Genomic DNA, 16,823 nt, shown 5'->3' on the forward strand with positions numbered 1-16,823 from the left:
CCCCACTACTATCCCCCCCTTCCCCCGGCGCCGTGACGTCCACGGCTGCCACTTGACCTTGCGGGGTGAGCAGGGAAGCGCAGCGAACTACCCCGTTGCCTCTCCCTGTTCACCTCCACCCTCAGGAGTGAGCAGGTAGCAGGCAAAGACGCTGACAAGCCGAACACCAGCCGGCGAGCTGCCCTTGTTGCTCATGAAGCTCGCTGAGAGGCCGTGCACAGCGACAGACATAGCCATGCTGGCGCGCCGGATTACCATAGACTAGAGCGTGAGGCGGGACATCACGCGTGACCACAGAACCGGCTCCTACCAGGGCAAACTCTCCAATGGTTACTCCACAGACGACTACTGTCCGCGCACCCAGTGAAGCCCCATAGCGTACCAGTGTCGGCGTAATCTGCCAATCCTGTGACCCTTTCAGGCGCCCATCTGGCGTAATCGCCCGCGGCAGCAAATCATTGGTAAAGCAAACATGCGGGCCAATAAAGACCCCATCCTCAATGGTTACTCCCTCAAAGACCGAGACATAGTTTTGGATCTTAACCCGTGCCCCAACACGCACCCGCGTATCGATATAGACCCCTCTCCCTAAAATGCACTCTTCTCCAATCACAGCCCCCTCACGCACCTGGGCCAGCCCCCAGACACGGGTACCAGCCCCAATCTGCGCCTCCGGCGAAACCTCTGCCGTTGGATGAATAAAGACATCCTTTCGACTCACATGCTCCATTACTGCGCTCCTTCTGGATTCCGCCTCCTGAGCTGCTCACTTCCTCAACATCGCGAAAAGAACAGGCGTCAGCTCTGCCGTTAGAGACAACCAACCTTGTTCAAGCGGTGACGAGTAAGCCGATCGCAATGCCCAGTAGTCCCCCAACCACGACCTGAATCGGGGTATGACCTATTAGTTCGCGCAGACGCTGCTCTCCAATGGGATGACCTTTAAAGGCCTCCTCCAGCATCTGGTTCAACATCCGAGCTTGGATACTGACAGCACGCCGTACGCCGGCAGCATCGTACATCACTACACCCGCCAGTACAATGCTGATGGCGAAGTTCACAGAGGAGAGACCTGTGAGTCGGCCTACTGCCGTGGCCAGTCCCATGACAAGAGCCGAGTGGGCGCTTGGCATCCCGCCCGCCGAGACCAGTCGGCGCAGGTTCAGCCGCCGCTGCGTCACAACCTCAATGAGGGTTTTGCTCATCTGAGCCAGGGCCCAGGCTAGCAGCGCTGCTAATAAGGCACGATTTTCTAGCAACGACGCCATTGATATCTGCAACTATTCGCGCCCGCCCCTACTCGATCTCTTCTGTGAGCTGGCTCAGCTCTAGCGGCTGAACTACTGGCATCCCCTCGTCATCAACCGTTAGTTGCCTGACACGCAGCTCCGCCCGCTGTAGGAGATCGTTGCAGTAATGCACCAGACGCATGCCGCGTTCGAAATGCTCAATAGCTTTTTCTAGAGGAAGTTGCCCATTCTGCAGAGTTAACACCGTCTCCTCTAACTGCTGAAAAGCTTCCTCAAAAGTCAAATCTTCCATAGTACACATATCTCACCAATTTATTGGGTGAATCCAGTTTCGCAAGCAATTCAGGCAGGACAAGGAATTAGCCGACACAGGCGAAGAGCGCCAAAGCTTTCAGCGTCACTGCTGGCTGTCGAGTAAGCCGGCCAGGAACAAGTTGGCTCCGAAGGAGCGCAGGGATGGCGAACAAGATCGCTTGCACAGCACAGCAGGAACGACCAACCTAGGGGAGCACCTGGAGCACCTGCACAGTCACGGAGCCATTGGCGAGCTGAAGCAACAAGCGATCGCCGGGGTGGACCTGCTCCACGGCGGTAACCAGCGCTTGATCGTCGGCGCGCCGTGCAATCGCAAATCCTCGCGCGAGTGTCTCCAGCGGACTCAGTGTTGCCAGATGGCGCGAGATCCCCCGAAGACGTTCGCGCTGGAGAGTCAGGAGCGTTTGCATACTAGCAAGTAAACGCTCGCTCAAATCATCAAGCTGCTGGCGTCGCTGATCCAACTGGCCACGCGGGCTAGCGTGCTGAAGGTCGCGTTCGACCCGCAGCAAACGCTCACGCTGCGTGGTCAGATAGGTCAACATGCAGTCTTGCAAGCGCTGCTGCCATTCAAGCAAGTCCTGGCGCCAGCGAGCCACATCCGGCACAGCGGCCGTCGCTGCAGCGGTCGGCGTTGAGGCGCGATAATCGGCCACCAGGTCAGCGATTGTTACATCAGTCTCATGGCCGACACCACTAATGACCGGAATGCGCGAACGAGCGATAGCGCGCGCCACCACCTCCTCATTGAAAGCCCATAGTTCTTCACGCGAGCCGCCGCCGCGCGCTACGATAATGACCTCTGCCTCTCCATGCTCATTCAACAAATCAATCGCCGCAGCAATCGAAGCTGGAGCCTCCGATCCCTGCACCAGCGCGGGAGCAATCAGCACCTCTGCCAGTGGATAGCGTGTGCGGAGCACGCGCAGCATATCGCGGAGGGCCGCCGCCTGTAGCGAGGTTACCACCCCGATTACAGCCGGAGCCGAAGGCAGCGGGCGCTTGCGCGTCTCCGCAAAGAGGCCCTCAGCGGCCAACCGCTCCTTGAGCTGTTCAAAACGTCGGTAGAGAGCTCCTTCGCCCAGCGGCTCGACATACTCGACATAGAGCTGCAGCCGACCATGTTGCTCATAGAACGAGACATAGCCAGCAGCCAGCACCGCCAGACCATTGCGGAGCTCAGGCAGGCCGGCCCGCTGGCGGGCTTGCTTGAAAAAGACACATAACAGCTGAGCTGTCTCGTCTTTCAGTGTGAAATAACAATGACCGGAAGCAAGATGAACCTTATAATCGGAGATTTCTCCCTGGACCCAGATAGCGCGTAGCAGTTCATCCTGCTCTAGGACTTTCTTTAAGTAGTGGACCGCCTCTGAGACTGTTAGCGGCGGCTCGCTGAGTGTAGCCAGCATCGACGCGGCATCCTCCCGGCTAGGCCTCGCCGGAGCTATCAATCACCATGAGCGGCTGTCCATACTCGACTGGCTGCCCCTCCTCTACCAGGATCTCAGCCACACGGCCCGCCACCGGCGACTCAACCTCATTAATCACATTGAGCGCCTCGACAGTCGCTACAAGCTGGCCAACCTTGACCTGATCGCCAAGCTGGACTACAGGACGCTGCTCCTTGGGCCTGGCCCAGCGGTGAAAGATGCCGACCCAGGGAGAGACGATCGTATGCCGGGTCTCAGTGGCGGAGGTTGGCTGTTCCTCCGTCGCCCCCACTTCCTCATCAACCAGCTCCGTAGCGGTTAGGCCCTCGGCACCACTGAGACGTGCTTTGCGCAACGCCAGGCGGAGGCCAGCCATCGGCGCCCTTAGCTCCAGCTCGCTTACATCGCTGTGGTCAAGTAGCTGTACCAGACGCTTAATCTGCTCAACCGTCAGAGCCTCAGCGCTAGCGGCACCGTTTTCCAGGGCACCGCGACTACTCCCCCGGCGTGATGCCTTAACTTCCATCGCTCTAGTCCTCCTCTATGCTGGCAGGCTACGCGCGCTCAACGTACTCACCTGTCGTCGTATTGACGCGGATCAGGTCACCAATATTGACAAAGAGCGGTACCTGAACCACTAGCCCTGTCTCCGTCGTAGCCGGCTTCGAGCCACCAGTAGCCGTATCGCCTTTTACGCCAGGTTCTGTATAGGTTACGCGGAGCACCACCTTTTCAGGCAACTCTACCGAGATTGGCCGGCCCTCGTGCATCATGATATCCAGCTCCATATTGTCGGTCAGATAGAGCCGGGCATCGCCAAGCTGCTCCTCGGTCAAGACGATGTCTTCGTAGGTGGTCGTATCCATAAAATGATACTGATCGCCATCCTGGTATTGGTACATTACATGCACGCGATCCAGGAAAACGCGCTTGAATTTCTCGCCAGCATCAAAGGTTCGCTCGACGATGGCGCCCGTGCGCAGATTGCGCAGCTTGAGACGGACCGTGGCTCCACCACGGCCAAGCTTAATGTGCTGCCAGTCGAGAATGGTATAGAGCTGTCCATCTAGCTCGAGAGAAAGACCCTTCTTTAGGTCGCCAGTCGAAATCATCGCCACACACTCCCTATTGTGGAATGATCAGATCGAGCGGCGAGCGCGTCAGCACCTCCGCCCTATCTTCCAACACCAGCACACTATCCTCAATCCGCAAGCCACCCCAGCCGGGGATGTAGACCCCTGGCTCAACAGTCACCACTGCCCCTGCAGGCAGAAGAGCGTCTTCGGGGGCCCGCTGCGACAACAGTGGTTCTTCGTGCACCTCCAGGCCAACGCCGTGGCCAGTACTGTGGATATAGTACTCAGCTAAGCCATAGCTTGCCAGCACATCTCGCGCCAGGCTATCAGCTTGGCGCCCCGAGAGGCCTGCGTGCAGCCCCCGCTCACAGGTACGCATCGCTTCTAACACGGCCTCGTACAGGAGGCGCATACGTGCCTCACGTGGCTCCCCTAGGCAGACCGTGCGCGTCATATCAGCACAGTAGCCCTGATAGCGCGCTCCCATATCGATCGTAATCAGTTCGCCCGCCTCGATAGACCGCCCGCTGGCACGCGCGTGGGGCATAGAGCCATTGGGGCCGGAAGCAACAATCGGCTCGAAGGCTGGACCGTCTGCCCCCAGGGTGATCATCGTGCGAATAATCTCCCATTGCACTTCTCTTTCAGTCAACCCGGGGCGCAACCATCTGCAGAGATGGGCAAAGGTCTCGTCCGTGATCTCCACGGCCTTCTTTACACGCTCTAGCTCCTGGCCGGACTTGACCTGACGTAGGCGGTCGACAATGGTGCTTGCCAGTGGCTGCAAGGTAAATTGCCCTTCGCCACCGTGAGAGAGTTTAGCATAGTAGCTATAGCTAAGGGCATCCGCCTCGAAACCGAGACGCCGCCAGTCGCCTTGCCGAGCCTGAGCCACTACTGCCTCAACAAACTCACGCCGCTCCGGCACCAGCACTTGACAGCCTGCCGCCTCTTTCTCGGCCACCTCACGGTAGAGCGGTGTCGTAATCAGCAGACATTGCTCACGAGAGACTAGCAGCCAGGCTGCCTCGGCATCGTCCTCCAGCCAGCTACTCAGATAGGAGCGATTGTGAGGCTGGGTAATCAAACAGGCATCAAGCTCCTGTTCGCGCAGCCAGGCACGCACAGCAGCGATGCTCTCCTCGTTCATGCCTTCCCCTCTTTCGCGCGGGACTCCTCTTCAGCAATGATATCAAGCAAAGCACGTAAGGCCAGCTCATAGCCTCGCCAGCCCAGACCACTGATCTGGCCGCGGCAGACCGCCGCGGTCACGGATTGATGACGAAAAGGCTCCCGCGCATAAATATTGCTCAGATGAACCTCAATAACAGGGGCAGAGAGAGCTGCTAGAGCATCGCGCAGAGCCAGCGAGTAATGAGTTAAGGCTCCCGGGTTGATAATGACGCCAGCGGCTTGCTCTCCCTGGTCTTGGAGGAAATCGATGAGCGCCCCCTCGTGATTCGACTGAAAATCGAGCAGCGTGACCTCATGCTCGGCCGCAAGACGGCGCAGGCGTTCAATGATCCAGGGCCAAGTGACCGTGCCATAAATGGCCGGTTCTCGTTTCCCCAGTCGATTCAAGTTTGGTCCGTTGATCACAAGGATCGTGCGCGTCATACTTCTTCCTGCCTTACCCCGGCCTGGATAGTGCCTTCGCCTCCAAAGAGAGCGTGCACTACCTCGCGGACCAGCTCATCAGGCAGTGTGGTCTGGAAGACCTCGCCAATGCGACGGGGCATGATCCAGCGCACCTGCTTCTGAGCCACCTTCTTATCAAGCTGAATGGCCGCTAATAATGCTTCGGCCCGCGGCACTCCATGATAGACAGTGGGCAGACCCAAAGCCTTCAGCAGGGATCGCTGGCGCTCGGCCTCTTCACGCGCCAGCAGACCAGCCTGACAAGCCAGTTCAGCCGCGGCCACCATACCCAGCGCTACCGCTTCCCCATGCAGCCATTCACCGTAGCCGGTCACATTCTCTAGCGCATGGCCTAAGGTATGCCCATAATTGAGGATTGCCCTCCGCCCCTGCTCTCGTTCATCTTCCTCGATCACTGCGGCCTTGAGTGCAATACAACGCGCGATGATCTGCGCCAGCAGCGAGGCCGGGGGCAAGGAGAAGTCGCGCAGAGTCGCCGCATGGGTTTCTAGCAACGTAAAGAGTTCTGCGTCGAGTATGATACCATACTTGACAACCTCTGCCCAGCCCTCAGTGCGCTCGCGCTGCGGCAGCGTCAGCAGTGTCGCCGGATCGGCCAACACCAGCCGGGGTTGATAAAAGGCGCCAATCAGGTTTTTGCCACGCGGGTGGTTGATCCCTGTTTTGCCACCAATGGCCGCATCAACCTGGGCTAACAACGAGGTTGGTAGTTGCACCAGGGGGACACCGCGCAGGTAAGTAGCTGCGGCAAAACCTACCAGGTCTCCAACTACGCCCCCCCCGAGAGCGAGCAGGGCCTCACGACGTTCTGCTCTCTGTTCGATGAGCCAATCGTAAATAGCACTCAGTTGCTCCAATGACTTGCTGGTCTCGCCTGCCGGAATGACATAACTGCTCGCGCTCCAGCCAGCCCGTTGCAACGTTCGTAATAGAGGAGGACCATAGAGATCATAGACATGCTGATCGCTGAAGAGAAAGACACGCCGTGGCAGATTGAGCCGAGCCAGATAGGTTGGCAGACGTCCCAGTCCCCCCCAATCGACAACGGCGGCATAGCCCTCGCCGGCCCGAATCTGACGTTCTAGAGCTTCCTCTCCCTCGAGAGCACCCAGGGCAATCAGAGCTGCCAGGACAGCACGCACCACCTGTTCGGGGCTTTTGCCTTCGGTCGAGCAGCAGGCATCGGCCTCAGTGTAGAGAGCCTGGCGCTCAGCCAGCAGGCGGCGCAGGGCTGCAAGAGGATCGTCCCGGGCTAATAGGGGACGCACTTCGGGAGAGAGGCCCGCCTCACGCGCTGCTGCCTCCTGCCGACGCAGGCGTTCAAGAGCAATCTCAGGTTCGACACTCAGAAAAACTCTGACTCCCCGTTCCGCCATCAGACGACGATTGTCCGCATCGAGAACGATTCCTCCCCCAGTGGCAATGATAGCGCCAGCATGGGAAGCCGCTTTTTGAAGAGCCTGTTTCTCACGGGCCCGGAAAGCGCTTTCACCCTCCTCTGCAAAGATAGTGGCAATGCGTTTCCCACTGTCTTGCTCCACGAGCAGATCGGTGTCGAAGAAGTCTCTTCCCAGGCGCTCCGCTAACAGACGCCCAACGGTCGTTTTGCCACTCCCCGACAACCCAATCAAGAAGACGTTACGCATGTGCATTCTTTTGCCATGAGCTGATCGGTCAGCCTGGAAGCCACCGACGCTCTTTCCTCCCTCCTCATGATTAGTAAAGCTCTTCGCTGTGAACCGGCGTATCTAGAATGGCTAGCAGGCTGAAGGTCGAGGTATCGACAACCTTGAGATAGTTATCCTGCTCCCGCGCTATTCCTTCGCGTATAAAGGCTTGAATGCGGTTATCGTAGATTCTGAACGTCGACTGGAAATGAAAGGCATACTGTTCGAGTCGCCCTGTCTGACGATTAAGAACCAGAATGTCATCGCCAGTCGAGCAGGTTGCCTGGACGTCACAGTGCGCATGGTTGACGAATGAGCCGATCAGAATCTGCCAATGCTGATCCCAGCTCGCTACGGTATACTGATGGGTAATTTGCCCAGCGCGATCAAAGGCGATAAAGGTGCTCTGAGCTTGCAATGGATCATAGAGCATAATGCTCTCGGCGCTGCCGCCAAAGTGGCCCGTGTAGAGGATTGCGCCGCTGCCCCACTGACTGTAGCTCTGCCGTGTCTGGACCTGCAGATTACGATTGAGGAGCAAAAGCTGAGCTTCGCCAACGATGGGATCATAGAGCAAAAGCTGAGCGCGACCCACACCGCAAAAGTCCCCGCTGTAGATTTGCCAGTTGCCATCGAGGCCCGTCACGGCTTGGTTATGGACAACCTGCAAGCTGGCATTGAAACTAATCAAGCGTCCCTGGCCACTGAGGCGATCATAGAGAAAGAGGCCATCTTGCTGAGCGCTGACAAAACGCCCAGTGTAGAGTTCCCAAGAGTCCTGAGAGAGCAGATAGCGCTGCTGATGTTTGATTGCGAAAGTATTGGTAAAGTCAACGAGCAGGACATTGGGAGAGAGCTGAGCTTGATTGTTCTGGCTGCCACCGAGATCATTGCCTCCGCCAGCGCCGGGACTCAAACTAAAGGTTAGATCACCTTGTATGAGCGGCGTCCCTGCTCCACCAGTGGCAACTTTCCGGGTGATCGTACCCGCCGTAGGTGAAGGGGAAACGCTGGGGGTAGCTGTTGGCGTGCCAGTAGGAGTCGACGTAGCCGTCGGGGTGGCTGGCCTGGTGGGTGTCGCCGAGGGTGTAGCGCTTGGTCTGGGTGTAGCTGTGGGCAAGGGAGTCGGCGTCGGCTCCGGTGCGGCTGTCGGACTGGGAGTAACGGTCACGGTTGGTCGCGGTGTAGCCGTTGGTGTTGGAGTCGGCGTCGGACGCGGCGTGACGCTCGCTGTCGGTCGCGGCGTGGCCGTAGCCGTCGGTCTCGCCGTAGGCGTGGGCTTGGGCGTAGCCGAAGGCACAGGGGACTTCGTCGGCACCAGACTGGGCACAGGTGAGACGCCTGGCCCGCCGGGCACTGTTGGGAAAGGCGTCGGCGTCAGACTGGGAGCAGGAAGGCTCGGCGCCGGCGAGTTGACAAAGCGATTATAGAGGAGCAAGCCTGTTGTCTGGCCATTGAAGCGACCTGTGTAAAGTTCCCAACCGGGCCCCCAGCCATCTAGTGTAATATGCTGGCGGATCTGCAGATCAGCGTCAAGGCTAAGAATCTGTATCTTTCCAGTAGAGCGGCTATAGAGCAGGATCTGATCATGACCGAGGCCAGCGAAATCACCGATGCAGATGTCCAGATCCGAGCCCCAGCCATGCGGCCCTACCTGGCCATCAGTCAGGGGTACCAGTCGCGCCCCCGCAAGCGTACCAGCGGCGTCCGAGGGTGAATCAGGATAGGGCCAGAGACGTCCGCCTGGGCGTTTACTCAGCTGCTCGGCATCCAGCAGCTGCAGCACTTTCAGCGTGCCCTGCTGGCGATTATAGAGCAAGAGCGCGCTTTGACCAGTCCCTGTGAAATCGGCATTAAACTCCTGCTCCGAGGAGGTAGGCGGCAACCCGAGAGCTATACGAGCAGTGGTCAGCGTGGCCGGTTCACGTAGCTGCTGCTGATTAGCCGCAAGCACCTCTGCCAGGGACTCGCCGTCGACGCCCGGCAGTTGTGCAAAGAGCTGAGGATCAATCTGACCTGGGAAATAGATGAAGCGGAGCTGACCACGCTGATAGCGAGGCTGGTTAATGACCGACACGCGGTAGCCAATACCAAGGTGCACAGGGGTGGGATCTCCATAATTTTGATAGGTCACATTAAAGGTATCGCCATCAGGACTGACCCAGGTCACAAAAGCCACGTGACCAGCAGAGCTATAGGCCCATACTCCATCAGCGATCGGGAAGACCGCAATAGCTCCCACACGAGGACGAGTCCCTACGGGCAAGCCGGCCCGCTCAGCAGCACTGATCCAGTCCGCCGCGTTGCCCCAGTTGAGAGGCAGATCATAATGCAGCCAGTGCCACTGCTCCCAGGCCCACCACACGCAGTTTCCACCCTGCGGAAAAGGGCCAGGGCAGAGCGCAAAGGGATTGCCATCGGCACTAAAGCTAAGCTGGTCACAGTGAGTATTGAGCGTCGGAGCCGTATACCCCAGTCCCTGAGCACTAGCCTGGAGCAGATTTACGAACGAGAACGCTTGCGAGAGTAGCAGGCAGAGACAGAGTACAGCGATGAGAGAAGCGGCGAGAAAGTGGCGACGCTTCGTGCGCCCGGTGGCAAGATGTCGATCATCACTTCGCAGGAGCCTCCGCAGGAAGGCCAAAGGATGCATCTGGTCTCTTCCTCCCTAAAATAAGACCTGTATGCAGCCACGGCTGGCCAGTTTTACCTGAAAGCACGCTCGCGGTCTTTCTGCCACTGTGCGATTTCTTGGAGAGTATACCATTGTGAGTTGATGCGTGCAAGGTGGCCTGCTTACTTTGCCGCCTCCTTCTGGCAGGCCTCGTCTCCGTCAGCAACCAGTGAGCTGAGCACTAGTTTCCTGGTTCTATTCTATACCCTCTCACCCACAGGCCCAGGGGAGACAGCCGGCAAGAACGTTTGGGCGTCTCTTCCGCTGCCCTTTCGACACTGGCCCAAAAAGGGCTTGACAGGGCATGAGAGCAGTGTTATCATAGGATCATCCCGAAGGAACAAGGTTGGCTTGGGCAATTAGCTCAGTCCGGTTAGAGCGCTGCCTTGACATGGCAGAGGTCACAGGTTCGAGTCCTGTATTGCCCACTCTACCAGGCGACCCGACTAGACAAGGGTCGCCTGTTTCTGTCCTCAGCAGGATCGGAAAGAGCAACCTTTGAAGAGTCCAACAGAGAGGAAGAGGAGGAAAACGGCGGGGAACAGGGGGTTTCTAGCCGGCATTTTTTGGGGTCTGGCCCTATGCTGTGCCTTCTGGCACAGAGCAAAGCTGCTCTGTTGCTGTTCTCAGACGTGTTTCCTGATCAGGCAGCCAAGAGGCTCATCACCTCGACCGAGCCCGAGCAGCCTGGCCTCCAGCAATGAGTCCCACACACCTCCGCCTCTCCCTCTTGTCAACTAGATTCGCCTCGCCGGTGCCAGGCTGCGCTAAGGTTGTACTGCTAGTTTAGCTCTTTTCTGCCTGCTCAGCGTCTCCATACTCCCTTACTTCCTCAGCACAGGGATTTCAGTAATCCCCTCATCGCGCGTGCGATGACGTCCGGCGCTTTCCTTGATACCGCCCTCGGGATAGACGAGACGCGCTTCATGCTCAGGGAGCAGCGAGGCCACCTCTTTTAAGACTGCATCAAGAAACTCCTCTTCTGGTACCGTGCGGACCACCTGTCCTTTGCGGAAAATGACCCCTTTGCCACGCCCACCAGCCAGGCCGACATCGGCATCCCGCGCCTCGCCGGGTCCATTGACAACGCAGCCCATTACGGCTACATGAATGGGGGTCTGCACCTTGGCTAGACGGCGCTCTACCTCATTGGCGACTTCGATAACATCGATCTCGACACGGCCACAAGAAGGACATGACACAAAGGTTACGCCCCGATTGCGTAGCTCCAGCGAGCGCAGAATCTCATAGGCCACGGGGATCTCTTGCTCAGGCTCTGCACTCAAGCTGACGCGGATCGTATCGCCGATGCCTTCCGCCAGCAAGATCCCCAGACCGACCGCCGACTTGACCGCTCCTGGCACCAAAGGCCCGGCCTCGGTGATGCCCAAATGCAGCGGATAGTCAGAGCGCTGCGAGAAGCGCCGATAGGCTTCAATAGCCGTCAAGGGAGCAGAAGCTTTGAGCGAAACCTTGATTTCATGAAAGTCCAGTTCCTCACACCAGCCAATGTACTCCAGGGCTTTATTCACCATACGCTCGGCTAACTGCTCGCGCTGACGCCGACGCTCTTCAGCCGGATCGCTACGCTCGACTACCCCGTCGGAGCGGCGGCGGACCTGGATACGCTGCATCTGAGCCTGTTTGTCAAGGGCATCAAGCGAGCCAGCATTAACGCCGATGCGCATCGCTATGCCTCGCTCCTTACAGGCCTTGACAATCTCCTCCAGCGCCTTGCGTCCTTGAATCAGATTTCCAGGATTAATGCGCACACAGTCAACACCCTGGCGGATTGCCTCCAGAGCAAGCTGATGATTATAATGAATATCGGCGATCAGAGGGATGTGAATACGCTTTTTGATCTCACCCAGGGCGAGAGCGTCTTCCATCTCCGGGACGGCCACGCGTACTAATTCGCAGCCCACCTCTTCGAGACGCAAGATCTGGGCCACCGTGCTCTCTACATCGCGGGTGTAGGTGGTACACATCGACTGCACCGCGATAGGTGCATCGCCACCGATCGGCACATCTCCGACATGAATCTGTCGTGTCTTTCTTCGCATAAGCACTCCATCAATCCGACGCATCTATCGAGACAGCAGCGCCCTGTGGCCAGGGGCTGCTGAGCAAAACAAGCAATTTCCGCAGGGGCGCAGCCTCTCCAGTAGCTGGAAGATACTGCACCCTTTTTCGATCCTTCCAACTTCACCGCTGCCCAGCAGCGGGCTGGGAGGTTCTGCCGCTTCACTCACCATCAGCGGGCACTCCAATTCACCACATCGCTGATGGTGACCACCACAATCAACATCAACAGGATAGCCATACCCACCAGATTAATCAGGCCTTCACGCTCAGGGCGCAAGCGCTTGCCGCCGCGTAGCAGTTCGATGAGGATCAACAGAACGCGCCCTCCATCGAGAGCAGGGAACGGCAAGATATTGATAATCGCTAAGTTGAGGCTCAGAATACCCGTCAGGGTGAGAATAGGCCACCAGCCAATCGTTGGCACCGTCTGAGCCACCTCGCCCGTCATCTGCACGATTCCCACCGGCCCAGCGATTTCCGGCTTCACCGCCCCTGTCACCATTTGCACAATACTGCTAATAAACTGGCCAGTCACAGAGAAGGTCTGAGTGATGCCCTTGAGAGGAGCCTGCCAGAGCGGGTAGGTCACATAGCGAACCTCATTCCCGCGCTCAATGCCCATCGGCCCCTGACCGGGTGGCGGATTGACCCGTACATTGATGGTTAACGCCACTGGCTGGGGATCATCAGCATGCCTGATAACAATGTGCACCGGCACAGTAGCCTGACCATGAGCCTGAGCAATGGCCTGCTGCACACTATTCTGTACATCAGAGAACTGTTGAACCGGCTGACCATTAACGGAAAGGAAAGTATCACCTGGACGCAAGCCGGCAGCCGCGGCTGGCGACCCCGGTGCGACCTTCGCAATAACCGGGGGGATCACTGGTTCCCCAACGCTATAGGCAATGGAGAAGAGCACAATCGCCAGCAAGAAATTCATCGTTACGCCGGCTACCAGCACGATGAGACGCTTACCAGCAGACTTTGCAGCAAAGCTTTCTGGGTCGTAGCGTCCATACTCATCGTACATCTCGCCATTCTCGCCGGGCATACGCACAAAGCCGCCGATGGGAAGCAGGTTCAGCGAATAGATCGTCGAGGAAGGAGGGGGCACAGCAGTCGGGGAGCCTTCTCGTTCGCCCGCTCCAGAGTCAGAAGCGGTCGGCGGCCAGAAGTCATCAGTTGCAGCTACGGCCGCCGGCTGGTGAAGCCGAGAGCCGCCATTAAACCAAATCACCTCCCACCCGCCACCAGAGCGGCGACGAATACCCACGATGCGCGGGGGCAAACCAAGGCCAAACTCCTCGACGCGAATCCCTGCCCACTTAGCAGTCAAAAAATGGCCAAGCTCATGGACAAAGACCAGAAGACCAAAGACCGGTATGGCAGCTAACAAGTACCAGTAATTCATTCCCACTTCCCTCAGACAGCTTTGCAAGCAAGACTAACCTGTGGCCTGACGCACCACTCCCAAGGCTGCAGCCTGCTCCTGCGCCATTTGTCGCGCCCAATCGCGCGTTTGGAGAATCACCGGAATATCCGGCTGAGCCTGAGCCACGGCGGCATGACGCTCTAGTACCGCCTCGATCAGACGGGCAATATCAGTCAGACTGATCTGACCCGCCAGAAAGAGCGCCACCGCCTCCTCATCGGCTCCTACCAGAGCGCAGGGGTAGGTACCGCCAAGCTCAGCAGCCTCACGGGCCAGACGATAGCAGGGGAAACGAGCAACATCGAGGGGTTCAAAATGCAGCCGTGCTACCTGAACCCAGTCGAGAGGGCGAATCAAACTGCGTGCCGCTGCATCCAAGCGCAACGGATAACTCAGCGCATCAAGGATCGGCAGATGCATACTGGGCAGGCTCGCCTGCATTTTGATGGAACCATCGATGAACTCGACCATCGAATGGATAATACTTTCGGGCTGGATCACCACCTCAATGCGATCATAGGGAACAGAGAAAAGCCAGTGAGCCTCAATAACCTCCAGTCCCTTATTCATCAAGGTAGCAGAATCCACAGTGATCTTCGGCCCCATGCGCCAGGTTGGGTGAGCCAAGGCCTGAGCAACCGTTACCGAGGGCAACTCCGTGAGGGGGGTCTGCCGGAAAGGGCCACCTGAGGCCGTCAGAATCAAGCGACGCACCTCGGCCCCTTCTTCGCCCCGCAGACACTGCCACAGCGCGCTGTGCTCACTATCGATCGGCAGAATAGCTACCCCCGCCCGCCGCGCCGCCTCCATTACCAGATGGCCAGCCATCACCAGCGTCTCTTTATTCGCCAGAGCAATAGTCTTGCCAGCCTGAATGGCCGCCATCACCGGCTCTAGAGCGACCAGGCCGGAAGTAGCCACTACCACCAGATCGACCTGTGGCAGCGTAGCCGCCTCTACCAGACCGCTGAGGCCGAAAGCCAGTTGAGGCACAGGTCTCCTTTCCCCCCTTCCACCCCCGCTCACCAAGCGCCGTGCCTCCTCCCGAATCGCTGGCGTCTCCACAAAACAGGCCACAAAGGCAGGAGCAAATTCCTCAACCTGCTTGGCCAGCAGGGACAGGTTACTATGGGCCGCCAGGGCTACAACCTCAAAGTACTCAGGGAAGCAACGGACCACATCCAGCGTTTGCCGCCCAATTGAGCCAGTGCTTCCCAGCACAGCAATACGCCTGGGGAAGTTCTGCATCACAGCCATCTGGTCCGTAGCCCAGTGGCCAGCTTCTTTCTGATCATTCCGTTCCATTGCCTTTTTGCTGCTCCCTTGCTGGCTCTACCCAGGGAATATTGTAGCACGGCAGAGCGAAGACAGCAGGAGACGTTTTTAGGCTTGTGCCTATGGTCAGGACCGAAAGGTGAACTGGGCGCCGTACAGCGGGTTGGTCTGCCTAACCCAGCGTGGTCAGCAGCCAGCCCTCTATCACCATAGGCCATCTATCTTCTGCCCAGAGCTGCACGGCCAGACTTTCTCTCACAGGCGAGAGAAAGAGCGCGGCACCTGGTAGCAGGCTGATCAGCCACTTAGCGAGAGACCAACACAACCAGCTGAGAGAAAAAGTAGATCACGACGGCGGCAAAGAGCAAGCTATCGATGCGATCGAGCAAGCCGCCGTGGCCGGGCATCAGCTGACCACTATCCTTCACCTGAGCCTGACGCTTCATCAACGACTCAGCCAGATCGCCCAGGGTAGCAGCCAGAGAGAGAGCCAAGCCCAGAATCAGCGCCAGATACCAGGGGACCTGGAGTAGCCACCCGGCCAGCAACAGGCAGAGAATCACCGTACAGAGCAGGCCCCCAAAGACCCCCTCCCAGGTCTTGCCAGGGCTAATATGAGGCGCCAACTTATGGCGTCCCAGGAAATGGCCAGTGAAGAAAGCCGCAGAATCAAAAGTCCAGACAGCCACAAAGAGCAAGAGCAGCCACCAAAGCCCTCGGGGAGGAGGCCAGCCGAACTGAGAGCCGCGCAACAAAAGCAAGAGGCTGAGCGGCCAACCAAGATAGAAAGCAAAAACAACCGTTAGCGCCCAGTCGACCAGGGAACCATCGAGCCGCTCCCGCCAGAAGAGCAGCGGGAAGGCCACCAACAGGGCGACACCCAGACTGATTTCCAGCAAGAGCAGACGCCACTGGGGGAACATGGCCGCGATCAGCAGAAGCAGCCCCAGCCCGAAGCTCATCCAGAGCACGGGACGACTGCCCGAGTGCAACATCATTTGATGCAGCTCATAGCAACCCCAGGCCAGCACAAAGAGCGCCGCCGCAAAAGCCACCCAGCCACCCAACCAGACCACAAGCAAGACAATAGGAATCGCTACAACGGCGGTCAGCACTCGCAGAGTCAGAGTGCTCGCCCATTGGCCACCGCTGTCAGCAGCTCTCTTTCCTGATGGTACTTGTTTCTCGGTTGCGCGCTCCACGCGATGTTTTCACCTGCTTAGCGACCGCTGGGAGCCGCGACTAGCCGACCGAAGCGCCGCTGGCGCTGGCGATAGCTCTCCAGGGCCGCGCGTAGATCTTCGCGCCCGAAATCGGGCCAGAGCGTTGGTGTTGAATAATATTCGCTATAGGCCGACTGCCAGATCAAGAAATTACTGACGCGCATTTCTCCAGCAGTGCGAACAACAAGATCAGGATCGGGTAGATCATGAGTATAAAGATAGGAGCTAATCACCTCCTCGGTGATCGCCTCGGGTGGCAGCCCATCAGCGATAATCCGCCGCACAGCATCGACCAGCTCAGCGCGACCGCCGTAGTTAAAGCAGACACTCAGATGAATACGGCTATTATGGCGAGTCAGCTCCACCGACTCCTGAACGGCACGTTGAATAGCCGGGGGGAGATCTTGCAAGCGACCAAGATGGCGCAGCCGCACCCCGTCACGATGCAACTTCTCTAGGTCAGAGCGGATGGTTTCCCAGAAAAGGCGCATGAGGCCCTCAACCTCTTCCCTGGGGCGGCCCCAGTTTTCGGTCGAGAAAGCATAGACACTCAAATACTCAATATGCTCATCCACGGCGGCCTCTACCACGCGCCGGAGCGCAGCCACGCCTGCTTTATGGCCAGCCAGACGCGGCAAATGACGCTGAGCGGCCCAGCGGCCATTGCCATCCATAATAATAGCCAGGTGACGCAGCGGACAGCTTGATCCCTGCGATTGCCCTTGCTCCTGCCC

At 58.2% G+C, this 16,823-nt stretch carries 15 protein-coding genes and 1 tRNA gene; 1 reads left to right on the top strand and 15 read right to left on the bottom strand.

Features of this window, described 5'->3' with window-relative positions:
* Window positions 1-121: 121 nt before the first annotated feature.
* The 10 genes from IRZ24_RS07035 to IRZ24_RS07080 all read right to left on the bottom strand — a co-directional run bounded on the left by IRZ24_RS07035 (window position 122) and on the right by IRZ24_RS07080 (window position 10,050).
* Window positions 122-730: an acyltransferase gene (locus IRZ24_RS07035; RefSeq protein ID WP_297161683.1), complete on the bottom strand. Its 609-nt coding sequence runs from the start codon at window positions 728-730 to the stop codon at window positions 122-124.
* 100 nt (window positions 731-830) lie between these two features.
* Window positions 831-1,268 carry a divergent PAP2 family protein gene (locus IRZ24_RS07040; protein WP_322480644.1) on the bottom strand — a complete coding sequence of 146 codons (438 nt, stop codon included), beginning with the start codon at window positions 1,266-1,268 and terminating at the stop codon, window positions 831-833.
* A 28-nt stretch (window positions 1,269-1,296) separates the two neighbouring features.
* Window positions 1,297-1,542, bottom strand: coding sequence for an exodeoxyribonuclease VII small subunit (gene xseB / locus IRZ24_RS07045; protein WP_297161689.1), 246 nt, complete (start codon window positions 1,540-1,542; stop codon window positions 1,297-1,299).
* A 208-nt stretch (window positions 1,543-1,750) separates the two neighbouring features.
* Window positions 1,751-2,974 (bottom strand): exodeoxyribonuclease VII large subunit, encoded by a 1,224-nt coding sequence (gene xseA, locus IRZ24_RS07050; RefSeq protein WP_297161692.1) that lies wholly within the window; start codon window positions 2,972-2,974, stop codon window positions 1,751-1,753.
* 19 nt (window positions 2,975-2,993) lie between these two features.
* Window positions 2,994-3,521: a biotin/lipoyl-containing protein gene (locus tag IRZ24_RS07055; RefSeq protein WP_297161694.1), complete on the bottom strand. Its 528-nt coding sequence runs from the start codon at window positions 3,519-3,521 to the stop codon at window positions 2,994-2,996.
* A 28-nt stretch (window positions 3,522-3,549) separates the two neighbouring features.
* Window positions 3,550-4,107 carry an elongation factor P gene (gene efp, locus IRZ24_RS07060; protein ID WP_297161697.1) on the bottom strand — a complete coding sequence of 186 codons (558 nt, stop codon included), beginning with the start codon at window positions 4,105-4,107 and terminating at the stop codon, window positions 3,550-3,552.
* A 13-nt stretch (window positions 4,108-4,120) separates the two neighbouring features.
* Window positions 4,121-5,221 (bottom strand): aminopeptidase P family protein, encoded by a 1,101-nt coding sequence (locus IRZ24_RS07065; protein ID WP_297161699.1) that lies wholly within the window; start codon window positions 5,219-5,221, stop codon window positions 4,121-4,123.
* The gene (gene aroQ / locus IRZ24_RS07070; RefSeq protein ID WP_297161702.1) at window positions 5,218-5,688 is read right to left on the bottom strand and encodes a type II 3-dehydroquinate dehydratase; all 471 of its coding nucleotides are present in this window, start codon (window positions 5,686-5,688) and stop codon (window positions 5,218-5,220) included. Before aroQ ends, IRZ24_RS07065 begins: the two co-directional genes overlap by 4 nt.
* Window positions 5,685-7,376: a 3-dehydroquinate synthase gene (gene aroB, locus IRZ24_RS07075; protein WP_297161705.1), complete on the bottom strand. Its 1,692-nt coding sequence runs from the start codon at window positions 7,374-7,376 to the stop codon at window positions 5,685-5,687. The genes aroQ and aroB overlap by 4 nt, the downstream gene beginning before the upstream one ends.
* A 70-nt stretch (window positions 7,377-7,446) precedes the next feature.
* Window positions 7,447-10,050, bottom strand: a complete 2,604-nt coding sequence (locus IRZ24_RS07080; RefSeq protein ID WP_297161708.1) for a CHAP domain-containing protein — start codon at window positions 10,048-10,050, stop codon at window positions 7,447-7,449.
* 374 nt (window positions 10,051-10,424) lie between these two features.
* On the opposite strand from IRZ24_RS07080, the gene IRZ24_RS07085 reads away from it, so the two are divergent.
* A tRNA-Val gene (locus tag IRZ24_RS07085) sits at window positions 10,425-10,499 on the top strand.
* A 396-nt stretch (window positions 10,500-10,895) separates the two neighbouring features.
* Here IRZ24_RS07085 and ispG read toward each other — a convergent pair.
* The 5 genes from ispG to uppS form a co-directional block, all read right to left on the bottom strand.
* On the bottom strand, window positions 10,896-12,149 hold the full coding sequence (gene ispG / locus IRZ24_RS07090; protein WP_366914250.1) for a flavodoxin-dependent (E)-4-hydroxy-3-methylbut-2-enyl-diphosphate synthase: 1,254 nt from the start codon (window positions 12,147-12,149) through the stop codon (window positions 10,896-10,898).
* A gap of 176 nt (window positions 12,150-12,325) precedes the next feature.
* Window positions 12,326-13,570, bottom strand: coding sequence for an RIP metalloprotease (locus tag IRZ24_RS07095; RefSeq protein WP_297161714.1), 1,245 nt, complete (start codon window positions 13,568-13,570; stop codon window positions 12,326-12,328).
* Window positions 13,571-13,603: 33 nt separating this feature from the next.
* On the bottom strand, window positions 13,604-14,896 hold the full coding sequence (gene dxr / locus IRZ24_RS07100; protein ID WP_297161717.1) for a 1-deoxy-D-xylulose-5-phosphate reductoisomerase: 1,293 nt from the start codon (window positions 14,894-14,896) through the stop codon (window positions 13,604-13,606).
* A 275-nt stretch (window positions 14,897-15,171) separates the two neighbouring features.
* Window positions 15,172-16,068, bottom strand: coding sequence for a phosphatidate cytidylyltransferase (locus IRZ24_RS07105; RefSeq protein WP_297161720.1), 897 nt, complete (start codon window positions 16,066-16,068; stop codon window positions 15,172-15,174).
* 17 nt (window positions 16,069-16,085) lie between these two features.
* Window positions 16,086-16,784, bottom strand: a complete 699-nt coding sequence (gene uppS / locus IRZ24_RS07110) for a polyprenyl diphosphate synthase (protein ID WP_297161723.1) — start codon at window positions 16,782-16,784, stop codon at window positions 16,086-16,088.
* Window positions 16,785-16,823 lie beyond the last annotated feature (39 nt).

The organism is Thermogemmatispora sp., assembly GCF_019683755.1.
Classification (GTDB): Bacteria; Chloroflexota; Ktedonobacteria; order Ktedonobacterales; family Ktedonobacteraceae; genus Thermogemmatispora.

Coding starts and splice junctions, on each gene's coding strand:
- IRZ24_RS07035 (WP_297161683.1), bottom strand. CDS start 730: ATGGAGCATGTGAGTCGAAAGGATGTCTTTATTCATCCAACGGCAGAG.
- IRZ24_RS07040 (WP_322480644.1), bottom strand. CDS start 1,268: ATGGCGTCGTTGCTAGAAAATCGTGCCTTATTAGCAGCGCTGCTAGCC.
- xseB (WP_297161689.1), bottom strand. CDS start 1,542: ATGGAAGATTTGACTTTTGAGGAAGCTTTTCAGCAGTTAGAGGAGACG.
- xseA (WP_297161692.1), bottom strand. CDS start 2,974: ATGCTGGCTACACTCAGCGAGCCGCCGCTAACAGTCTCAGAGGCGGTC.
- IRZ24_RS07055 (WP_297161694.1), bottom strand. CDS start 3,521: ATGGAAGTTAAGGCATCACGCCGGGGGAGTAGTCGCGGTGCCCTGGAA.
- efp (WP_297161697.1), bottom strand. CDS start 4,107: ATGATTTCGACTGGCGACCTAAAGAAGGGTCTTTCTCTCGAGCTAGAT.
- IRZ24_RS07065 (WP_297161699.1), bottom strand. CDS start 5,221: ATGAACGAGGAGAGCATCGCTGCTGTGCGTGCCTGGCTGCGCGAACAG.
- aroQ (WP_297161702.1), bottom strand. CDS start 5,688: ATGACGCGCACGATCCTTGTGATCAACGGACCAAACTTGAATCGACTG.
- aroB (WP_297161705.1), bottom strand. CDS start 7,376: ATGCGTAACGTCTTCTTGATTGGGTTGTCGGGGAGTGGCAAAACGACC.
- IRZ24_RS07080 (WP_297161708.1), bottom strand. CDS start 10,050: ATGCATCCTTTGGCCTTCCTGCGGAGGCTCCTGCGAAGTGATGATCGA.
- IRZ24_RS07095 (WP_297161714.1), bottom strand. CDS start 13,570: ATGAATTACTGGTACTTGTTAGCTGCCATACCGGTCTTTGGTCTTCTG.
- dxr (WP_297161717.1), bottom strand. CDS start 14,896: ATGGAACGGAATGATCAGAAAGAAGCTGGCCACTGGGCTACGGACCAG.